The 20,123-nt window shown below is 72.8% G+C and carries 19 protein-coding genes; 11 read left to right on the top strand and 8 right to left on the bottom strand.

The genetic code is table 11. The features are described from left to right. Window positions 1-36 precede the first annotated feature (36 nt). A complete protein-coding gene (locus tag O7627_RS13490) occupies window positions 37-1,569 on the bottom strand; it encodes a hypothetical protein (RefSeq protein ID WP_278093853.1) in 1,533 nt (510 codons plus the stop codon). A gap of 161 nt (window positions 1,570-1,730) precedes the next feature. After that, window positions 1,731-2,252: an AAA family ATPase gene (locus tag O7627_RS13485; RefSeq protein ID WP_278093852.1), complete on the bottom strand. Its 522-nt coding sequence runs from the start codon at window positions 2,250-2,252 to the stop codon at window positions 1,731-1,733. A 75-nt stretch (window positions 2,253-2,327) separates the two neighbouring features. Here O7627_RS13485 and O7627_RS13480 point away from each other — a divergent pair, with 75 nt between their 5' ends. The 3 genes from O7627_RS13480 to O7627_RS13470 all read left to right on the top strand — a co-directional run bounded on the left by O7627_RS13480 (window position 2,328) and on the right by O7627_RS13470 (window position 9,687). Next, complete coding sequence (locus tag O7627_RS13480; protein ID WP_278093851.1) at window positions 2,328-3,299, top strand: NAD(P)-dependent alcohol dehydrogenase; 972 nt, start codon at window positions 2,328-2,330, stop codon at window positions 3,297-3,299. Between the two features lie 156 nt (window positions 3,300-3,455). Next, window positions 3,456-3,812 (top strand): CU044_2847 family protein, encoded by a 357-nt coding sequence (locus O7627_RS13475; RefSeq protein ID WP_278093850.1) that lies wholly within the window; start codon window positions 3,456-3,458, stop codon window positions 3,810-3,812. After that, a complete protein-coding gene (locus O7627_RS13470; protein ID WP_278093849.1) occupies window positions 3,805-9,687 on the top strand; it encodes a pentapeptide repeat-containing protein in 5,883 nt (1,960 codons plus the stop codon). Before O7627_RS13475 ends, O7627_RS13470 begins: the two co-directional genes overlap by 8 nt. Before the next feature lie 21 nt (window positions 9,688-9,708). Here the strand turns inward: O7627_RS13470 and O7627_RS13465 are convergent, their stop codons facing one another. Together O7627_RS13465 and O7627_RS13460 are read right to left on the bottom strand one after the other, a co-directional pair. Next, window positions 9,709-9,969 (bottom strand): hypothetical protein, encoded by a 261-nt coding sequence (locus O7627_RS13465; RefSeq protein ID WP_278098269.1) that lies wholly within the window; start codon window positions 9,967-9,969, stop codon window positions 9,709-9,711. A gap of 137 nt (window positions 9,970-10,106) precedes the next feature. Beyond that, window positions 10,107-10,262 carry a hypothetical protein gene (locus tag O7627_RS13460; protein ID WP_278093848.1) on the bottom strand — a complete coding sequence of 52 codons (156 nt, stop codon included), beginning with the start codon at window positions 10,260-10,262 and terminating at the stop codon, window positions 10,107-10,109. Window positions 10,263-10,625: 363 nt separating this feature from the next. Here O7627_RS13460 and O7627_RS13455 point away from each other — a divergent pair, with 363 nt between their 5' ends. Continuing rightward, entirely contained in the window at window positions 10,626-10,811 is a 186-nt protein-coding gene (locus tag O7627_RS13455; RefSeq protein WP_278093847.1) for a hypothetical protein, read from the top strand. A gap of 175 nt (window positions 10,812-10,986) precedes the next feature. Further along, window positions 10,987-11,322: an amphi-Trp domain-containing protein gene (locus O7627_RS13450; protein WP_278093846.1), complete on the top strand. Its 336-nt coding sequence runs from the start codon at window positions 10,987-10,989 to the stop codon at window positions 11,320-11,322. Between the two features lie 84 nt (window positions 11,323-11,406). Here O7627_RS13450 and O7627_RS13445 read toward each other — a convergent pair whose 3' ends face one another. From O7627_RS13445 to O7627_RS13435, 3 genes are all read right to left on the bottom strand, one after another. Then, entirely contained in the window at window positions 11,407-12,528 is a 1,122-nt protein-coding gene (locus O7627_RS13445) for an amidase (protein WP_278093845.1), read from the bottom strand. A gap of 38 nt (window positions 12,529-12,566) precedes the next feature. Next, window positions 12,567-13,100: a hypothetical protein gene (locus O7627_RS13440; protein ID WP_278093844.1), complete on the bottom strand. Its 534-nt coding sequence runs from the start codon at window positions 13,098-13,100 to the stop codon at window positions 12,567-12,569. Window positions 13,101-13,197: 97 nt separating this feature from the next. Further along, window positions 13,198-13,884, bottom strand: a complete 687-nt coding sequence (locus O7627_RS13435) for a M23 family metallopeptidase (RefSeq protein ID WP_278093843.1) — start codon at window positions 13,882-13,884, stop codon at window positions 13,198-13,200. 118 nt (window positions 13,885-14,002) lie between these two features. On the opposite strand from O7627_RS13435, the gene O7627_RS13430 reads away from it, so the two are divergent. The 6 genes from O7627_RS13430 (at window position 14,003) to O7627_RS13405 (ending at window position 18,955) form a co-directional block, all read left to right on the top strand. Next, window positions 14,003-14,305 (top strand): urease subunit gamma, encoded by a 303-nt coding sequence (locus tag O7627_RS13430; protein ID WP_278098268.1) that lies wholly within the window; start codon window positions 14,003-14,005, stop codon window positions 14,303-14,305. Window positions 14,306-14,342: 37 nt separating this feature from the next. After that, window positions 14,343-14,708 carry an urease subunit beta gene (locus O7627_RS13425; protein WP_347404656.1) on the top strand — a complete coding sequence of 122 codons (366 nt, stop codon included), beginning with the start codon at window positions 14,343-14,345 and terminating at the stop codon, window positions 14,706-14,708. After that, window positions 14,705-16,414, top strand: coding sequence for an urease subunit alpha (locus O7627_RS13420; RefSeq protein ID WP_278093842.1), 1,710 nt, complete (start codon window positions 14,705-14,707; stop codon window positions 16,412-16,414). The genes O7627_RS13425 and O7627_RS13420 overlap by 4 nt, the downstream gene beginning before the upstream one ends. A gap of 60 nt (window positions 16,415-16,474) precedes the next feature. Then, the gene (locus tag O7627_RS13415) at window positions 16,475-17,158 is read left to right on the top strand and encodes an urease accessory UreF family protein (protein WP_278093841.1); all 684 of its coding nucleotides are present in this window, start codon (window positions 16,475-16,477) and stop codon (window positions 17,156-17,158) included. Window positions 17,159-17,414: 256 nt separating this feature from the next. Then, window positions 17,415-18,110 carry an urease accessory protein UreG gene (gene ureG / locus O7627_RS13410; RefSeq protein ID WP_347404655.1) on the top strand — a complete coding sequence of 232 codons (696 nt, stop codon included), beginning with the start codon at window positions 17,415-17,417 and terminating at the stop codon, window positions 18,108-18,110. Beyond that, window positions 18,110-18,955: an urease accessory protein UreD gene (locus O7627_RS13405; RefSeq protein ID WP_278093839.1), complete on the top strand. Its 846-nt coding sequence runs from the start codon at window positions 18,110-18,112 to the stop codon at window positions 18,953-18,955. The genes ureG and O7627_RS13405 overlap by 1 nt, the downstream gene beginning before the upstream one ends. Here O7627_RS13405 and O7627_RS13400 read toward each other — a convergent pair. After that, entirely contained in the window at window positions 18,949-19,992 is a 1,044-nt protein-coding gene (locus O7627_RS13400) for a S1 family peptidase (protein WP_278093838.1), read from the bottom strand. The two genes, O7627_RS13405 and O7627_RS13400, sit on opposite strands and share 7 nt — an antisense overlap. Window positions 19,993-20,123: the final 131 nt, after the last annotated feature.

Genomic DNA, 20,123 nt, shown 5'->3' with positions numbered 1-20,123 from the left:
GCCCCCGGCCTCTACTTCCTCTGGACCTTCACCTGCTTAATTGGCGGTGTCCGGTTGAGGTGCCGTGACGGGTTCGAGTAGGGCGGCGGTCGATGACTGGTGGAAGTGTCTGGCCCAGTCCAGTGGGGTTCCGTCGAAGCGGTGGTCGCGGAGGTTGGGGTCGGCGCCCAGGTCCAGCAGCCGGCGGGTGAGGGCGACGTTCCCGTTCACCGCGCTGTGGTGCAGGGCGGTCTCCCACTCCTCCTCGACCGGGGCGTCACCCCGCCCGTAGGCGTTCACGTCGAAGCCGAGCTCGACCAGCATCACGACCGCCTCCGTCGGTGCCCGGGTCGCCGCCCACACGACGAGTCCGGGGCGGCTGCGGCGGGCCTGATCGACGACGTCGGGATGGGCGGTGCGGATCCGGTCCAGGCCGGACCGGTCGGCGCGGAACACCGCGGCGATCAGCTCGCGCACCGGGTCGGGACCCGGTGGCGCGGCACCCTGGGCGACGAGGTAGTAGGCGATCTCGGTGTCGCCGTTGAGGTGGGCCAGTTCGACCGGGGTCCGGCCGTCGCCCAGACTCCACGCCGGCCCGGCGCCCTCGAACGGAGAGCGGAAGTCCACCCCGTGTTCGACGAGCAGGCGGACCCGGGCGGGCTGCTGATGCTCGACCGCCCAGCGCAGCTGGACGCGCAGCATCCGCGCCGGGGTGTCCAACTCCTCGATCCGGTGCTTCCACGGACCACCGTCACCGGCGCCGAGCCCGTACTCGAACAGCAGCTCAAGGTGCGAGTCGTCCGGGTCGAACATCCGGTTGTAGAGGGTCTGCGCGTCGTTGGGGTCGGCCCCCGCGTCGAGCAGCAGCCGTGCCAGCGCCCGCCAGTGCGGGTGCGGCGGCTGCCGGTGCCGGCCCAGCTCGCCGTGGCCGAACACCCCGGTCAGCAGCGTGAACGGCGACGGCAGGGCGTCGAAGAGGTAACCCTCGTTGGGGTCGGCGCCGGCGTCGAGCAACTGCCGGGCGACGGCGAGCACGCGGTCGGCCGGCACGGCTGGGTCGTACCGCGAGTAGACGAGGTGATACAGCGGCCGCCACCGGAACGGGCCACCCCGCTCGTGCACCCGCTGCGGCCGCTCGGCGAGCAGCCGCCCGACGTCGTCCGGTCGGGCCGCCGCCGCGGCGGCCCAGACGTTCCCCGCGGTCAGCCCGGGATGCTGTGCGAGCAGTTCCCGGGCGCCCGCCCAACGCGCCGGCCCGTCCTCGCGGCCGTAGGTCAGGCAGGCGAGGCGGCAGAACTCGTCCGCCGGATCGACCGCCGGCACCGCGGCGAGCCCGGTCGTCCAGCCGTGCTCGGCCACGGTTTCCAGATAGCGGGTGAGCCGGGGCCAGCTGGCGAAGCCGTACTCGCGGGCGACGACCAGCTGCGCCGCGCTGAGCCGCAGGCCGTCGCCGGAGACTCTCCCGGGATGGTGGCGGGCCAGCCGCGCGAGAGCGTCGGGATCACCGGACCGGGCGGCGCGCTGCAGGGCACGGGCCTGCCGGCGGAAGCTGTCGAGGTGCGGACGGTCGGGCAGGTCCAGGGTCGGCACGGCGGCCTCCTCTCGTCTGCCTGCTGTCCGCTGGGTCAGGCCGAAAGGAGAGCGGTGGTGACACGTGGCGCACCGGCCCAGGTGGGCTGAGCCCATTCCCGCGGACCGGTGGCTTCCCTGGTAGCCGCCGTCATCCTAGCCGTTGCGGCCAGTCTCCCGGGTCACCCGAGCAGGTCGGCGATGGCCGCCGCGATCTGGTCCGCGGTCAGCTCGGCCGAGTTGAAGGTCGCGTCGGCGGGGATGCTGGGCAGCAGGGTGCGGAACCGGTCGTGCGCGCGGTGATGGAATTCGGGGTCGCGGGAGAGAACCCGGCTCGGGTCGGCCCGGGCGCGCGGGAACGTCACCGACACCGGCGCGTCGACCACCACCCACAGCCGGCTCACCCCGTCCGGCAGGGGCCGGGTGAGCGCGGCCCGCTCCTCGGCCGTGTGGAACGGCCCGACCGCCACCACGTGGTCGACGGTCGACCGCAGCCACTGACCGACCAGCGCCCCGTGCGCCTCGTGCGCCGCCGGCCACAGGCCCGCCGCGCCCGCGCCGGGCGCCGCCACCATGGCCGCCACGTCGTCCACGTCGGCGATGACCACGGTACGACCCCGCTGCGCAAGGAGTGCAGCGAGCCGCTCCGCGACGGTGTTCTTGCCGGCCGCGATCGGCCCCGTGATGATCACGAGTCGAGACATGGTCCCCATCCTCCCCGTCCCGCCGCTCGGCAACGCTCAGCGTCTTCACAGCGGCGTTCCAGCATGATGGCGGACATGCGAGCGGCGATGTTCACCACGTATGGACCGCCCGAGGTCCTCACTCTGGCCGACCTGCCCGAGCCGGCGCCCCGGGGCGACGAGGTGCAGGTGCGGGTGCACGCCACCACGGTCACCTCCGCCGAGTGCGGGATGCGCCGGGGCGAGCCCCGGTGGGGACGGGCCATCCTCGGTCCGTTCCGACCGCGCAAGGGAGTCCGCGTACTCGGGTTGGAGTTCGCCGGCGAGGTCACGGCGCTCGGGCCGACCGCCAGTCGGTACCGGGTCGGCGACCGGGTCTTCGGGTTCACCGGGTTCGCCGTCGGCGCGAACGCCGAGTACAAGTGCCTGTCGGAGCGGGCCTCGCTCACCACGATGCCGCCGAACGCGAGCTACGCCCAGGCGGCGGCCAGCGTCGACGGCTTCACCACGGCCTGGCACTTCCTCCGCCACCTGGTCCCGGTCCAACCCGGCCAGTCGGTGCTGGTCATCGGTGGCTCCGGCAGCATCGGCACGTACGCGGTCCAGCTCGCGAAGCTGGCCGGCGCCAGGGTGCACGCCGTGTGCAGCGGCCGTAACGCCGGCCTGGTCGGGTCGCTCGGCGCCGAGCGGGTCTTCGACTACACCGTCGAGGACTTCACCGCCAGCGGCGAACGGTACGACGTCGTCTTCGACACCGTCGGCCGCAGCTCGTTCGCCCGCTGCCGGCCGGTGCTGGCCCCGGGCGGCAGCTACCTGCCGACGACCGGCCTGGTCACCAACAACCTCCTCGCGCTGGGCACCGCGGTCACTCCCGGCCCGCGGGTCCGGACCGGGATGTCGGTACGCAAACACGCAGCCCTGGCCGAACTGCACGACCTGATCAGCCGGGACCAGCTCCGGATCGTGATCGACCGCAGCTACCCGCTGGCCGACATCGTGCAGGCCCACCGGTACGTCGACGGCGGCCACAAGGTCGGCAACGTGGTCATCACGGTGGTGGACGACTGACGACGATCGGGGCGAGAGGGCCTACGACGGCCCGCCCATCGGCCCATCCTCGATGGAGTCCCGGCCGGCGAGGCAGATCGGATGTCGACTCCTCGTGATCAACCGCGTCCACTAGGGTGACCCGGACCATGGGCCACAAGGGAGGACGCGGGCCGGATGAGCTACCTGATCGACGTGCCGGTGGAGGGCGGCGGACGCCTGGTCGTCCAGGCTTCCGACGAGGACCTTCCCAACGAGCTGGTGCTGGCCGCCCGGCCCGGTGAGGTGGTCGCCCGTGCCGGCCAGACCCTGGAGGCGGCGCTCGACCAGCTCAAGCCGGCGCTCGGCGCGATCCGGACCGGCCTGGCGGCTGTGGCACCTGACGAGGTGACTGTCGACTTCGGCATCGTCGTCGGCGCGGAGACCGGCATCGTGGTGGCCAAGGGCAGCACCGAGGTGCACTTCACCGTCACGCTCACCTGGAAGCGCGCCGAGGCACCTGCCGTCCCTCCGGCGACCCCTACCCATGGCTGAGCCGGACCCCGCACCGTTCATCGTCAGCTTCCTCGGCCCGTCCGGTGAACCGGTCGGGGTTGGTGTGCTGGTCGGACCACGGCAGGTCCTGACCTGCGCGCACGTGGTCAACACGGCGCTGGGCCTGCCGGTGACCAGGTCCGCCCAGCCGGACACTCCGGTACGGCTCCGGTTCCCGATGCGGCAGCCGGCCGATGCCGTGCCGCTGCTGGCCCGGGTGGTGCGCTGGGTGCCGCCGCCGGACGGACGCCGTCCCGGCGACGACATCGCCGGGCTGGAACTGGTCGACGCTGATCCGCCGGCCGGGACCGAGCCGGCGAAGTTGCTGGTGAACATGCCCAGGGATGGCCACGAGCTGCGGGTCTTCGGCTTCCCCGGCAGGCCGCCGCGCCCGGACGGGGGGTGGGTACGGACCGCGTACCGAGGTCGGGTCGGCGGGGACCGGATTCAGTTGGAGTCCGGCCGGGACGCCGCGCTGCGGGTGCAGCCCGGATTCAGCGGCAGCCCGGTCTTCGACGATGTTTCCGGCCGGGTGGTCGGCATCGTCGCGATGGCGCCCCCGGCTGCCACCGGCGACCGGGACAGCTACGCCATCGCGCCGGATCGGCTCCGGCGTACCTGGCCCGAGGTCCTGGACCGGCGCGCGTCCAGTCGCCGGCCGGGTTCGGGACGGCCGGGCCGGATCGTCGAGCCGGGTCGACCGGGCCGGCGGCTCGGTGTCGACGGGCCGACCGGCGCTGGGCTGGACCGGTTGACCGTGCTGCACGTGTCGGACCCACAGTTCGGCAAGGAACACCTCTTCGGCGGCAACGGCGGCACCTCCGCCGACCAGGCGTACGACACGCTGCACGCCCGGCTGCACGAGGACCTGACCGGGCTCGCCGAGGAGCACTGGCTGCGTCCGGACCTGCTGGTGGTCACCGGTGACCTGGCCGAGTGGGGCCTGCGCAGCGAGTTCGAGCAGGTCACGGCGTTTCTGGGGGCGCTGGCCGAGGCGGTCGAGCTGGACCGTTCCCGGGTGGTGGTCGTCCCGGGTAACCATGACGTCAACCGCAAGGCGTGCGAGGCGTACTTCCTCAGCGAGGAGGGCGAGGAGCGCAAGCCGGTGCCGCCGTACTTCCCGAAGTGGAAGCCGTTCGCCGCCGCGTTCGAGGACTTCTACCGCGACGTGCCGGGGGTGGCGTTCACTCCGGACGAGCCGTGGACGCTGTTCGAGATCCCCGACCTAAAGGTGGTGGTCGCCGGCCTCAACTCGACGATGATCGAGAGTCACCGCCCCACCGACCACTACGGCTGGGTCAGCGAGCCCCAACTGCGCTGGTTCGCCGCCCGGCTGGCCGACTACCGGGCGCGGGGTTGGCTGCGGCTGGGCGCCGTGCACCACAACGCGGTCCGCCAGGCCGTCAACGACGACGAGAACCTCCGCGACGCCGACGACCTGGACCGCATCCTCGGCGAGACCGGCCTGGTCAATCTGCTGCTGCACGGCCACACCCACGACGGCCGGCTGCACCGCCTCGACTCCGGCCTGATCGTCCTGGCCACCGGCAGCGCCGCCGTCACCCCCGCCGCCCGCCCCACCGAGGTCCCCAACCAGTACCAGCTCATCACCCTCACCCGGCATCTGGTCACCCGGCACGCCCGCCAGTACGTCCCCAGCCAGAAACGCTGGATCGGCGACACCCGGATCAGCCCCACCGGCTCCACCTGGCAGGTCACCACCGACTGGCAGCCCACCGGCGTCACGGCCACCTTCGCCACCCCCGCGCCGCCGGACCCCGCCGGCTACGACCACCACGACCGATCATCGGGTACGCCAGGTCGCGCGCCAGCCGCCCACGACGCCACCGACCCGGACAGTTTCCTGGGCCTGGTCCTCGACGCGACCCGGGTCCGGCATCCACACGCAACCGTCGAGTCCCGCCCGCACGGCAGCTATCTGCGGGTCACCGAGCCGATGCCGGGCGGCCTGGGTTCGGTCCGCTGGGCGGTCGGTGTACTCGACGCCGCGCCGACGGCGCAGGCACTGGACCGGTTCGGCACAGTGCACGCCGGGTTCGCCGCCGCCGATCCCAACACCAGCTCCTACCTGATCCACCCCGGCGGCGAGGCGGCCGAGGAGACCCTGGTCGCCGAGGCACGGCGCCGGGGAATCCTGCTGCAGACCTTCGTGGCGTACCAGGGCATGCTGGACCTCGGGTCGCTGGTGGCTCGGCAGACCGGTCGGCTGGCCGAGGACCGGATCTACCCGCCGTCGATGTATCTGCCACAGCGCTACCGGTCGCTGGATGCCGGGCGCCGCGACGAGCCGGTCCGGGAGGATCTGGCCCGCACGGTACGGAGTTGGCTCGGCGCCGAGAGCGCCCGGCTGGTGCTGGTGCTTGGCGACTTCGGCCGGGGCAAGACGGCGCTGCTGCGCCATCTCGCGCTCACCCTCCCGGAGTCGTTGCCGGATGTGACGCCGATCCTGGTGGAGCTGCGCACGCTGGAGAAGGCGCCGACCCTGGACGAGCTGCTCGGCCAGCACCTGATCCGGCAGGACGTTGAGGAGATCAATCCGGAGAAGCTGCGCTACATGGTTCGCTCCGGCCGGATCGCGTTGCTCTTCGACGGCTTCGACGAGTTGGAGTTGCGGGTCGGCTACGGCAACGCCGCCGACTACCTCAAGGTTCTGCTTGCCTCGGTCACCGACCGGGCGAAGTTGGTGCTGACCAGCCGCAGCCAGCACTTCCGCTCCACCGCCCAAGTCCGCACCGCCCTCGGCGACCGGGTCGCCGCACTGACCGCCACCCGCATGGTGGAGCTTGAAGACTTCACCCCAGGCCAGATCATGGCCTACCTCACCAATCTCTACGAGGGCGATCGGGCGGCGGCCCAGGCACGCTATGACCTGCTCGACGAGATCGAGGACCTGCTCGGGCTGGCCCGCAACCCAAGGATGCTTGCCTTCATCGCCAGGCTGGACGAGGACCGGCTCCGCGAGGTGCAACGGCGGCAGGGCCGGATCAGCGCCGCCGAGCTCTACCGGGAGCTTGTCGACTTCTGGCTGGTCGGCGAGGCCGACCGGCAACGCCACCGGGGCGGCCTGCGCACCCTGGGCGAGCAGGAGCGGCTGGCCGCCTGTACGGCGCTGGCGAAGCGGCTCTGGGCCGCCACCGGCCTCACCATCCCGGAGAGCGACCTGTCCGCCGAGGTGTCGGCCACGCTGACCCGACTGGCCGAGCGCGGCTACACCGCCGACCAAGCCACCCACACCGTCGGCTCCGGCACCCTACTGGTACGCACCGAGGACGGCGGCTTCACCTTCGTCCACCAGTCGATCATGGAATTCCTGGTGGCCGACGCCGCCGCGACGAAGCTGGACGATGACGGCGACAACATCCTGCGTGCCCGGAAGATCTCCCCGCTGATGGCTGACTTCCTGGTCGATCTCGCCGGCTCGGAGACCGTGGTCGGTTGGGCCTTCCAGACCCTGGCCGATCCAAGGGCGCCTGCGATCGCCAAACAGAACGCCCTGCTGCTCCGGAAGCGGCTCACCGAGACCCGACCCGACCCGCAGCCGGGTCCGGGCCCGGCGGGGCCCGGACGCCAATGGCTGGCTTCGATGGATCTGCGGTCGCAGGACCTGACCGGCCGAGACCTGCGCGGCGCCGACCTACGCGGCGCCGACCTGCGTGGGATGCGGCTGGAGCGGGTCGACTTCACTGGCGCCGACCTGCGCGAGGCCGACCTGACGGGCGCCCGGCTGATTGAGGGCAGCCTGCGTGGCGCGAACCTGGCGGGCAGCCGTTGGACCCGGGCGGCGCTGCTCGGCACCGCACCCCCCGAGACCGCCGACCTGCCGCCCGAACTGCGGTCGGCCGCCATCCTGTTGCCTGCCGGCACCGCCCGAACAACCTGGCCGCAGGACCCCGTGACGCCGGTCGTGGCCCCCGGCGGCGTCAGCCTGGGTGTCGCGTTCTCGCCGGATGGCGCGCTGCTGGCGATCGGCCGGGGCAACGCGGTGGAACTGATCGACCGAACGCGAAACCAAACCGTCGGACTGCTCACCGGACACACCGACTCGGTGACCGCCGTCGCGTTCTCCCCCGACGGCACCCTGCTCACCACCGCCTCATGGGACAACACCGCCCGCATCTGGGACCCCACCACCGGCGACCACCACACCACCCTCACCGGACACACCAGCGCAGTGAACGCCGTCGCGTTCTCCCCCGACGGCACCCTGCTCACCACCGCCTCCCGCGACGGCACCGCCCGCATCTGGGACCCCACCACCGGCGACCACCACACCACCCTCACCGGACACACCGACTCGGTGAACGCCGTCGTGTTCTCCCCCGACGGCGCCCTCCTCGCCACCGCCTCATGGGACAACACCGCCCGCATCTGGGACCCCACCACCGGCGACCACCACACCACCCTCACCGGACACACCAGCACGGTGAACGCCGTCGCGTTCTCCCCCGACGGCACCCTGCTCACCACCGCCTCCTACGACGGCACCGCCCGCATCTGGGACCCCACCACCGGCGACCACCACACCACCCTCACCGGACACACCAGCACGGTGAACGCCGTCGCGTTCTCCCCCGACGGCACCCTCCTCGCCACCGCCTCCCGCGACGGCACCGCCCGCATCTGGGACCCCACCACCGGCGACCACCACACCACCCTCACCGGACACACCGACTCGGTGAACGCCGTCGCGTTCTCCCCCGACGGCACCCTGCTCACCACCGCCTCCCGCGACGGCACCGCCCGCATCTGGGACCCCACCACCGGCGACCACCACACCACCCTCACCGGACACACCAGCGCAGTGAACGCCGTCGCGTTCTCCCCCGACGGCACCCTCCTCGCCACCGCCTCATGGGACAACACCGCCCGCATCTGGGACCCCACCACCGGCGACCACCACACCACCCTCACCGGACACACCGACTCGGTGAACGCCGTCGCGTTCTCCCCCGACGGCGCCCTCCTCGCCACCGCCTCATGGGACAACACCGCCCGCATCTGGGACCCCACCACCGGCGACCACCACACCACCCTCACCGGACACACCAGCACGGTGAACGCCGTCGCGTTCTCCCCCGACGGCACCCTCCTCGCCACCGCCTCCTACGACAACACCGCCCGCATCTGGGACCCCACCACCGGCGACCACCACACCACCCTCACCGGACACACCAGCGCAGTGAACGCCGTCGCGTTCTCCCCCGACGGCACCCTCCTCGCCACCGCCTCATGGGACAACACCGCCCGCATCTGGGACCCCACCACCGGCGACCACCACACCACCCTCACCGGACACACCAGCGCAGTGAACGCCGTCGCGTTCTCCCCCGACGGCACCCTCCTCGCCACCGCCTCATGGGACAACACCGCCCGCATCTGGGACCCCACCACCGGCGACCACCACACCACCCTCACCGGACACCAAAGGCCGGTGACCGCCGTCGCGTTCTCCCCCGACGGCACCCTCCTCGCCACCGCCTCATGGGACAACACCGCCCGCATCTGGGACCCCACCACCGGCGACCACCACACCACCCTCACCGGACACACCGACTCGGTGAACGCCGTCGCGTTCTCCCCCGACGGCACCCTCCTCGCCACCGCCTCCCGCGACGGCACCGCCCGCATCTGGGATCCCACCACCGGTCGGTGGGTCGCGACGCTGGTGTCGCTGCCCGGGGACGGGCACGCGGTGCTGCTGGCGGGCGGCGGTTACAAGATCGTGGGGGATCCGAGGGATGTGCTCTGGTGGGCGGTCAAGCTGTGTCGGTTCGAGGCGGGGGAACTCGACCCGTACGTGCCGGAGCTGCGGCCGGTGCCGGCGGACCATCCGATCCGGGCCGAAGCCGGTTAGCCGAGGACGCTGGCGGGGCGGTCAGGGTGGGTCGCGGCGGGTCCAGGCGATGAAGCGGGTGAACAGGTCGGCCGAGTCGGGGCCGGGGTCGGGGTTGAGGCGGGTGAGGTCGCGGGCGGCGTCGTGCAGCACCGCCGCGAGGTAGACGGCGAGGCTCACCCGGTCGCCGTGGAACTCGGCGGTCAGCAGCAGCCGGGCCGAGGCGCACGGCCAGGGCACGGCACAACTCCGGCAGATCCAGAGTGGCCGCAACGGATCGTGCGGCCGGCGCCGGTTCGACAGCGCACGGCGACCGGTCAACGCGTCGGGATCGGACGCCTGGCGGGGACCGGGCGAGCTGGGTGGCTGGGGCGGGTTCACCACCGCGCCGGGTTCAGACGGCTGGCCGGGACCGGGCGGGTGGGGCGGCCGGGTCTTGTTCACCACCGGCCGCCGTTCGCGCGCCAGCGCTGGGCCGGGGTGAGCCGCCCGGCTCGACCGATGACCGGGCCGGCCACCGTCAGCGCGTCCCAGGCCGGCCGGTTGTCACACCGCCGCCGGCCGGCCGACGCCGAGCCGTCACCGACATCCTTCACCGCCGGCACCCGACCTGGGCGCGCGGAAGTCGGGGCAGGCGCTCTGTTGCGGGTCGCCCCGCTGATCGCATTGAGGATGCGGCGGCTGCGGGTGCGTTGGCACTGCTTCCACCGCAGGCCGCATGCGCACCAGCGGCGCAGCCGCCGCCACACCAGCGAGTGCGAGGAGTACCGCGCGTGAGGCTGGCCATCCTTCGTGACATGGCCGACCGGCATCGTGAACCTAGGAGAGATCAAGGGATCGGGTTTGCCTGCTCTCAGCATGGGCATGCTGCCGAGCCTGGCACGGGGGTTGGCAAGTAGTCAACAACCCCGTTGACAACTTGCCTACCTGTTTGTGCGGATGGTGCGGCGGTGCAGGTCATGGCGCTCGCGGAGGTGGCCGCGTTCCTGGGGGTGAGCCGGCAACGGGCCGCCGTCCTGGTGGACCGGCCGGACTTCCCCGCGCCGATCGACACCCTCACCGTCGGGCGAATCTGGTCGGCCGCCGAGGTACGGTCGTACGCCGAAAAGCGCAACCGACGCACGGACGGCTCCGACGCCGGCTGACCCGACGCACGCGCCAGGGCCGCCAACCTGATCCAGCTCCGATCGTGGCGCACCCAGCCGTTGAATCCGGCCCACCACAACGGCTGACCGCACGATGATCATGAGAACGCGGCCCGCTCCCGGAGGCGCTGGACCCTGGGTCGGTCGCTCCGGTGTGGAGTGAAAGCATGGCGGGATGGACATCTTCGAGGACGCCCGTACCGTCTCCCGGACCGATCTTGCCGCCTGGCTGCGTCAGCTCGCGAACCAGTTGGAGGACACCGGCCAGCTCTTCTACGGCGCCGCCGGCACGGTCACCGTCGCCGACCAGGTGCGGTGCGAGCTGGAGATCGAGGCGGAGGACGACGAGTTCTCGATCGAGATCGAGTTCTCCTGGGCGAAGCCGAAGGCGGTCGAGGCGGCTGCGGCGGCTGGGGCGACCGACCAGTCCGATCCGGCCGAGAAGCCGCAGGAGACCGAAGCCGAGGCCGAGGCGGAAGCCGAGAAGGAGCCGCTGGAGGCCGCCGCCTAGGACATCGCCGAAGATGCCGGCACCCTGATCGTGGCGCACCCAGCCGTCAAATTCGCGCTTTCACAACGGCTCACTGCGCCATGATCATGCGTTCCGGACCGACGCTTCGATCGTGAGGGCGGTGGCGCAGAGCAGGTCTTCGGCGTGCATCGGGGCGACGAGTTGCAGGCTGACCGGCACCGGAAAGCCCGGTGACGGCACCGGCATGGCGAGCGCCGGTACGCCCGCGAGGTTGAACGGCGCGGTCAGCTCGGTGATCGGGAAGCCCACGTAGTCGGTGACCAGCGGCGGCGGCCCGACAAGCGTCGGCAACGCCAGCACCTCGACCTCGGCCAGTGCCGCCGCGACCTCGGCCTGCCACCGCCCACGCGCGGCCAGCGCCTCGGCCAACCGCTCGCCGGTCAGGCCCCGACCCGCCCACAGTCCCCCGTTGACCAGCTCCCCCACCCCGTCGGCGTCGAGCAGGTCGCCGTGCGCCCGCCACAGCTCGCCGACGATGATCGTGCCGAAGGCGTCGTAGGTGTCCGCCCAGCCGGCCAGCCGCACCTCCCGTACCGCCAGCCCGGCCGCGTCGAGCGCGGCGTCGACGGCGTCCCCAACGCGCGCATCGACGCCGGCGATCCGTAGCCGGCCGACCCGGCGGGCGGGCGGCCTGGCCACGGTCCACCCGGGTTCGAGCAGGCGCATCCCGGTCACCACCCCGGCCACGTCCCGGGCCAGTGGGCCGACGGTGTCCAGGGTGGGCGCCAGCGGCCATACCCCGGCCATGGGCACCCGGCCCCAGGTGGTCTTCAGCCCGACGATCCCGCAGCAGGCGGCCGGGATCCGCACCGAGCCACCGGTGTCGGTGCCCAACCCAATGTCGGCCTCGCCGGTGGCGACCGCGACCGCGCTGCCGCTGGACGAGCCGCCCGGGATCCGGTCGGGCGCCACCGGGTTGACCGGGGTTCCGAACTCCGCGTTGTCCCCGATCGGGCTGACGCACATTTCGGTGAGCGTGGTCTTGCCGACGAGGTACGCCCCGGCCGCCCGTACCCCGGCCAGGCAGGCCGCGTCGGAGGTGGCCGGTACCGCCCGGTCCCGGACCGCGACGCAGCCCGCCGTGGTGATCGTGCCGGCCACGTCGAAGGCGTCCTTGACGGCGACCCGGACCCGGTCGGCCGGCCCGCCGGCGGGCGGGTCGAAGCGGCTGATCCAGGTCGACACTCGGCACCTTCCCCGGTTGGCGCGGCGGCCCGACCAGCCTAGAGACCGGTCCCGCCCGGCGGGGCGTCTGCCGGGTGAGGCGGGGTCGCCGGCCGGGGGCCGACCGCGACGCGGGACTCGGCGGCGCGGAGCACCCCGGGTACGAGATGCCGGTGGACGGCCGACAACGGCGGCCAGGCCCGCTGGGCCACGCCGTGGTCGTACCGCAGGAAGGTGGCCAGCGACACCCGCCCGGGTGCGGTGACGACGACGAGGTTGGCGGTCAGGAGCCAGGAGTCGGTCTCCAGCCGGATCCAGTTCTCACCCCGGCCGCCGATCCGCCAGCCGGCGACCGTCTCCGGCGACGGGCGCAGTCGCAGGCGCAGCCCGAGCAGGACGCGCCAGATGAACAGCTCACCGAGGTCGGGGGCGTCGCCGAACATCGCCCGCGCCCACCACTGGGGACCTGCCTCGGCCTCGGTGGCGAGGGTGAACAGGTCGGCGTAGTCGATCGTCGTGAACGAGCCGAGTGCGCGGATCGACGCGTCGATGGTCTGCGTTCCCACCGCGCTGGTCACCCGATCGACGGTCATTTCGCTACCCTCCACCCGCGCATACGGTGCCGTACACGAAGCAGGCTACGCCTCCTCATACGGTTGCGTATACGAGAGGTGCGGCACAGCACGGGGTTCAGGGCAAGGGTTCGACGACCGCGCCCTCGGCCGGCAGGCCGGACTCCCGGACGGTGGCCTCCCGCGCGCCTCGCGGCCACTCCCGGAACCGCCGGAACGCCATCGGCACCCCCTGCGCCGAGGCCATCTCCGCCCGGTCGCTGACCTGCAGGTGCACGTGCGGCTGGGTCGAGTTGCCGGAGTTCCCGCACTCGGCCACCTGCTGCCCGACCGTGACCCGGTCGCCCACCCCCACCCGCAACGAACCAACCCGCAGGTGTACGACGGCCACGTACCCGCCGCCGTCGGCCAGCTCGACGATCAGGTGGTTGCCGGCGATCGCCGCCACTCCGGCCCGCAGCCGACCCGCCTGACCCATCGCGTACGGAATGAGGGCCAGTTGCGAGCGGCGGGCCGCGTGGTCGGTCTCGCCGTCGTGCGCGGCGACCACCCGACCGCCCGCCGGGGCCAGGATCGGCGCTCCGAAAGCGAGGAACCGCTCCGGCGGCTCGGTGGCGAGAAACGTGCGCCAGTCCCGGCGCCGGGCGGTCCGGCGGCGGTCGTCCACCCCGATGAAGTCGATGGCGTACCGGCTGCCCAGCAGGTCGGTGCCGTGGCTGGGCACCCGCCGGGCCGGACTGTTGCGGGCCAGCCACCGCCCGGTGAACGGCAACGCGAGCAGCACCTGGGGGCCGGTCGAAGTCATCGCCGCAGCATAGGCGGGTTGGGCGAACCCGGGATCTCACTCCATGATCCGCGTAACATCATCGAAACGTGTGGCTGACACGATCCGCTTCATCGTCGCCGTTGTGGAGGTGTGTCGATTGTTCCTCGCCCGCCACGAGCAGGAGCGGTTGATGATTCACGTCGCCGCCGACGTCGCCACCAAACGCCGGGAGCGCGGGCTGCGGCTCAACTACCCGGAGGCGGTCGCGGTGATCACCGCGTTCCTGCTGGAGGGCGCCCGCGACGGCCGCTCGGTGGCCGACCTGATGGAGTCCGGCCGGCACGTGCTCACCCGCGACGACGTCCTCGACGGGGTCCCGGAGATGCTGCCCGAGGTGCAGGTGGAGGCGACCTTTCCGGACGGCACCAAGCTGGTCACCGTGCACGGGCCGATCTCGTGATCGCCGGTAACCCGCTCCCCCGCCCAGGAGGCCACCGGTGATCCCCGGCGAGACGATCCCCGGCGACGGCGACATCACCCTCAACGCCGGCAAGCCGGTGCTGACGCTGCCGGTGCGCAACACCGCGGACCGGCCGGTGCAGGTCGGGTCGCACTACCACTTCGCCGAGGCGAACCCGGCGCTGGACTTCGACCGCTCGGCGGCCTGGGGGCACCGGCTGGCGGTGCCGGCCGGCACGTCGGTGCGCTTCGAACCGGGCATCGGCCGCGACGTCGAGCTGGTCCCGCTGACCGGCGCCCGGGTGGTGGCCGGCCTGCGTGGCGAGTGCGCCGGGCCGCTGGACAACGCGCCCGGCGCGGCCACCGGCGCCATCGGCAGCGACGCGGGATCGGGGGCGGTGTGAGCACGCTGGACCGGCGGCGCTACGCCGCCCTCTACGGCCCGACCACCGGCGACCGGGTCCGGCTCGCCGACACCAACCTGCTCATCGAGATCGAGGAGGACCGCTGCGGGTACGGCGACGAGGCGGTCTTCGGCGGCGGCAAGGTGATCCGCGAGTCGATGGGCCAGTCCCGCGCCACCCGCGCCGAGGGCACCCCGGACACCGTCATCACCGGCGCGATCGTGCTCGACCACTGGGGTGTGGTGAAGGCCGACGTCGGCATCCGCGACGGTCGGATCGTCGCGCTCGGCAAGGCCGGCAACCCGGACACCATGGACGGCGTACACCCGGAGCTGGTGATCGGGCCGGGCACCGAGGTGATCGCCGGCAACGGGAAGATCCTCACCGCCGGGGCGATCGACAGCCACGTACACCTGATCTGCCCGCAGGTCCTGGAGACCGGGCTGGCCAGTGGCGTCACCACCATCATGGGTGGCGGCACCGGGCCGGCCGAGGGGACCAAGGCCACCACGGTCACCCCGAACGCCTGGCACCTGGCCCGGATGTTGGAGTCGATCGACCCGTGGCCGGTGAACGTGCTGCTGCTCGGCAAGGGCAACACGGTCAGCGAGGACTCGATGTGGGAGCAGCTGCGCGGCGGCGCGGGCGGCTTCAAACTGCACGAGGACTGGGGCACCACGCCGGCCGCGATCGACGCCTGCCTGCGGGTGGCCGACGCGTCCGGGGTGCAGGTGGCGATCCACACCGACACCCTCAACGAGGCCGGCTTCGTCGCCGACACCCTGGCCGCGATCGCCGGCCGCTCCATTCACGCCTACCACACCGAGGGCGCCGGTGGCGGGCACGCCCCGGACATCATCACCGTCGCCGCCCAGCCCAACGTGCTGCCGTCCTCGACCAACCCGACCCGCCCGCACACCCGGAACACCCTCGACGAGCACCTCGACATGCTGATGGTCTGCCACCATCTCAACCCGACGGTGCCGGAGGACCTGGCCTTCGCGGAGAGCCGCATCCGGCCCAGCACGATGGCCGCCGAGGACATCCTGCACGACCTGGGCGCCATCTCGATGATCGGCTCCGACTCGCAGGCGATGGGGCGGGCCGGCGAGGTGATCATCCGTACCTGGCAGACCGCGCACGTGATGAAGGCCCGCCGGGGCGCGCTGCCCGGCGACGGCGCCGCCGACAACATGCGGGCCCGCCGGTACGTCGCCAAGTACACGATCTGCCCGGCCGTGGCGCACGGCATCGACGGCGAGGTCGGCTCGGTCGAGGCCGGCAAGCTGGCCGACCTGGTGCTCTGGGACCCGGCCTTCTTCGGGGTACGCCCACACCTGGTGCTCAAGGGCGGCATGATCGCCTGGGCGCAGATGGGCGACGCGAACGCCTCCATCCCCACCCCGCAGCCGATCCTGCCCCGCCCGATGTTCGGCGCGTACGGCCTGGTGCCGGCCGCCACCAGCCTGGCGTTCGTGGCGCCGGCCGCGATCGACGCGCTGCTCGGCGACCGGATCGGCCTCAAGCGCGCCCTCTGCCCGGTGGCCGACACCCGGTCGCGCGGCAAGTCGGACCTGCCGCTCAACGACGCGCTGCCCTCCATCGAGGTGGACCCCGACACGTTCACGGTCCGCATCGACGGCGACGTCGTCGAGCCGCAGCCGGCGATCGAGCTGCCGATGGCACAGCGCTACTTCCTGTTCTGACCCGCCGATGTCCGCCATGACCCCGCCGATGTCCGCCCGGAGTTCGACGACGTCCCGGCGATGTCCGTGCTGATTCCGCCGGTGTCCGCCACCGCCCTGCTGCTGCTCGCCGACGGGCGGCTGCCGGCCGGCGGTCACGCCCACTCCGGTGGCCTGGAGGCGGCGATCGGTGCCCGCCGGGTCACCGACCTGCCCACCCTCGCCGCCTTCCTCCGCGGCCGTCTCCACACCACCGGCCGCACCACCGCCACCTTCACCGCCGCCACCTGCGCCGCCCTGACCCCCGCCACCCCCGCCGGGCGGGTGCGGGAGTTGGATGCGGGGGTGGAGGTGCGGACGGCGTCGCCGGCGTTGCGGCGGGCGTCGCGTGCCCAGGGGCGTGCGCTGCTGCGGGCCGGGCGCGCGATGTGGCCCGTCGATCCGGTTTACCGGGATCTGCACCAACCGGTCGCGCTGGGGGTGCTGGCCGCCGCGGCCGGGCTGGGGCCGGTCGAGGCGGCGGTGGCCGGGGCGTACGGCACGGTGACCGGGCCGGCCAGCGCCGCGGTGCGCCTGCTCGCCCTGGACCCGTACGCCGTGCACGCGCTGCTCGCGGAGCTGGCCGGCGAGTGTGACCGGCTGGCTGCCGAGGCCGCCGAGCGGATCGCCGAACCGGTCGACGCGCTACCCGCTGACTCCGCACCGCTGCTGGAGATCGGTGCCGAGGACCACGAAACCTGGGAGGTGCGTCTCTTTGCGTCCTGATCCGAACCCACGCCCTGAACCGGGCCCGCGTGCCGAGCCGAACGGTCACCACGCCGACGGGCACGAACACTCCCCCGACGAGGTTCCGCACAGCCACCCGGATCCGAACGTCGACCCGCACCCACCTTTGCCGGCCCGCCTCACCCAGCCCGGCCCCACCGCAGCTGGCCGCAGTTCGACCGCGTCTGATGTGGCGGGTCCAAATGGGACCGACCCTCGGCAAACCGGAAGTGTCGGAGTGGCCGGTGTCCGGGCGGTGCGGATCGGGATCGGCGGGCCGGTCGGTTCCGGCAAGACCGCGCTTGTCGCCGCGCTCTGCAAGGCGCTCGGCGACGAACTGCGGCTGGCGGTGGTGACGAACGACATCTACACCACCGAGGACGCCGACTTCCTGCTGCGCCACGGTGTGCTGCCGGCGGAGCGGATCCGGGCGGTGGCGACCGGCTGCTGCCCACACACCGCGATCCGCGACGACATCTCCGCCAACCTGGACGCCGTCGAGGACCTGGAGGCGACTCTCGGTCCGTTGGACCTGGTGCTGGTGGAGAGCGGCGGGGACAACCTCACCGCCACCTTCAGCAAGGGCCTGATCGACCGGCAGATCTTCGTGATCGACGTGGCCGGCGGCGACAAGGTACCCCGCAAGGGCGGGCCGGGCGTCACCAGCGCCGACCTGCTGGTGATCAACAAGACCGACCTGGCGCCGCTGGTCGGCGCGGACCTGTCGGTGATGGACCGGGACGCGACGGCCCGCCGCGGCGACCTGCCGACCGTGTTCCTCTCCCTCGTGGAGCAGCCGGCCGCCGACCCGGTCGCCGACTGGGTCCGCTCGCTGGCCGCACCGCCGACCGGCCAGGAACCAGTCAGCCAGGACTCGACCGGCCCTGCGCCGACCGGCCGCGGCGCACCGGGACCGGCCGCCGGGAGCGTCGGAGTCGGACCGGGGCGCTGATGCGGGCCAGCGCGCGGATCGTCGCGACAGCGGACGGTCCACGCGGCACCAGGTTGGCCGTCCTGTACGGCGAGCCGCCGCTGCTGCCCCGCCGCACCGGGCCGGCCGGGGGCGAGGCGCAGGTGCACCTGGTGGGCGGGGCGGCCGGGCCGCTCGGCGGGGACGTTCTCGCCATCGAGATCGAGGTGCGCGAGGGCGCCCGACTCTGCGTACGCGGGGTGGCCGCCTCGCTGGCGTTGCCGGGGGCAACGGGCCGGCGGTCCCGGCTGACCGTGACCGCCCGGGTCGCGGCCGGTGGCCGGCTGCGCTGGCTGACCGAGCCGCTGATCGGCGCGGCGGGCTGCGACCACGAGTCGCACTCCATCATGGAGCTGGCCGAGGGCGCGGCGCTCGTCTGGCGCGAGGAACTGATCTGCGGTCGGTACGGCGAGCCGGCCGGTGACGTACGACTGGCGACGACCGTGCGGTACGGCGGGCGTACCCTGCTCCGCAATGATCTCGCGGTCGGACCGCGCGCCCCGGGCTGGGACGGCCCGTCGGTCCTCGGCGGCGGCCGGGCGGCCGGCACCGTCGTGCTGGTCGACCCGTCCTGGGCCACGGCCGGTCCACCTCAGCCAGCGGTACTCGACCGGACCGGGGCGGTGTTGCCGCTGTCGGGTGGGCCGGGGGTGCTGGTCAGCGCGGTGGGGGACGATCACGCCGCGGTCCGGCGGGCACTGGATGCCGGGTCCGATCTGGTCCGGCCGGTTGACGTCGACGCGGCGAAGGGGCCGGAGGACGACCTCCGGCCCCTTGCCCGATCGTCAATCAGCTATCAGCCGACTGTCCATCCGGTGAATCAGTAGATGCTGACGCCGTAGCGGCTCAGCACCTCCGGTACGGGCTGGAAGAACGTCGTGCCGCCGGTAGAGCAGTTGCCGCTGCCGCCGGAGGTCAGGCCCAGCGCGACCGTGCCGGCGAACATCGAACCGCCGCTGTCGCCCGGCTGGGCGCAGACGTTGGTGCGGATCATCTGGTAGACGCTGCCCTGCTGGTAGTTCACCGTCGCGTTGAGACCGGTGACGCTGCCGCTGCGGACGCCGGTGGTGCTGCCGCTGCGGCGGACGGACTGGCCGACGTACGCGTTGCCGGCGCTGGTGATCTCCTGGGTGCCGCTGTAGAGGTGGACAGTGCCCGGGTGGCTGCTGGAGTTGAGCCGGACGATGCCGTAGTCGTTGGTCGGGAAGCTGGTGCCGGCCCGGGTGCCCAGCAGCGCGCTGGAGGTCGGTCCGTACCAGGTGGAGCCGATGTTGGTGCAGTGCCCGGCGGTGATGAAGTAGTACGTGCTGCCGCTGCGGACGTTGAAGCCGAGTGAGCAGCGGCTGCCGCCGGTGTAGATCGCCTGGCCGCCGGCGATGGTGAGGCTGAGCGTGCCGGCCATCCGCTCGATCCGCACGGCCGCGCCGTGCCGCTCGGCGGCCGCCTTGACCCGGGCCAGCTTGGCCCCGGTGATGGTGCTGTCCACCTCGACGACGACCTGGTTGGTGACCGGGTCGACCCACCACGCGGTGCCGGGGATCTTCGCCGAGGCGTCCAGTGTGCTGGTCACCTTGGCCAGCTCGGCCGCGCCGCGCTTGACGATCTTCGCGGCGGCGCCGGCCGCCCGGACCTCGGCGACGGCGGCCGCGTCGGTGACGGGGACGACCATCCGGCCGGTGGCCTGGTCGAGGTAGGAGCCCGCGGCGCGGGCGCCGAGCCGCTCGGCCAGTGCGGCGGCGGAGTCGGCCGAGGCGAGCGCGACGGGCGCCGCCTGGGCCGGAGCCGTGGCCAGCAGGCCGGCGGCCAGCGTGGCCACCGCGCCGATGGTGGCCGCTTGTCGGAGTGCGGATCGCATGGATCGCATTGGGGTGCCTCCCAAGGGGGGTTTGGAGGTGTGCGTCTCCGTGACGCACCTTAACGAGTATTCAGGCATTGAAGATCATGAACAAGATGTGAAAGACCGATTTTCCGACGAACCCGATCGAGCGACCATGT

It is taken from the genome of Solwaraspora sp. WMMD1047 (assembly GCF_029626155.1).
Taxonomy (GTDB): Bacteria; Actinomycetota; Actinomycetes; order Mycobacteriales; family Micromonosporaceae; genus WMMD1047.
This window is presented reverse-complemented; position numbering and strand designations above follow the sequence as displayed.

What these genes read in the sequence shown, in the direction of transcription:
- O7627_RS13485 (WP_278093852.1), bottom strand. Translation starts at nt 2,252, where the DNA reads ATGTCTCGACTCGTGATCATCACGGGGCCGATCGCGGCCGGCAAGAAC.
- O7627_RS13480 (WP_278093851.1), top strand. Translation starts at nt 2,328, where the DNA reads ATGCGAGCGGCGATGTTCACCACGTATGGACCGCCCGAGGTCCTCACT.
- O7627_RS13475 (WP_278093850.1), top strand. Translation starts at nt 3,456, where the DNA reads ATGAGCTACCTGATCGACGTGCCGGTGGAGGGCGGCGGACGCCTGGTC.
- O7627_RS13470 (WP_278093849.1), top strand. Translation starts at nt 3,805, where the DNA reads ATGGCTGAGCCGGACCCCGCACCGTTCATCGTCAGCTTCCTCGGCCCG.
- O7627_RS13455 (WP_278093847.1), top strand. Translation starts at nt 10,626, where the DNA reads ATGGCGCTCGCGGAGGTGGCCGCGTTCCTGGGGGTGAGCCGGCAACGG.
- O7627_RS13450 (WP_278093846.1), top strand. Translation starts at nt 10,987, where the DNA reads ATGGACATCTTCGAGGACGCCCGTACCGTCTCCCGGACCGATCTTGCC.
- O7627_RS13440 (WP_278093844.1), bottom strand. Translation starts at nt 13,100, where the DNA reads ATGACCGTCGATCGGGTGACCAGCGCGGTGGGAACGCAGACCATCGAC.
- O7627_RS13435 (WP_278093843.1), bottom strand. Translation starts at nt 13,884, where the DNA reads ATGACTTCGACCGGCCCCCAGGTGCTGCTCGCGTTGCCGTTCACCGGG.
- O7627_RS13415 (WP_278093841.1), top strand. Translation starts at nt 16,475, where the DNA reads ATGTCCGTGCTGATTCCGCCGGTGTCCGCCACCGCCCTGCTGCTGCTC.
- O7627_RS13405 (WP_278093839.1), top strand. Translation starts at nt 18,110, where the DNA reads ATGCGGGCCAGCGCGCGGATCGTCGCGACAGCGGACGGTCCACGCGGC.
- O7627_RS13400 (WP_278093838.1), bottom strand. Translation starts at nt 19,992, where the DNA reads ATGCGATCCATGCGATCCGCACTCCGACAAGCGGCCACCATCGGCGCG.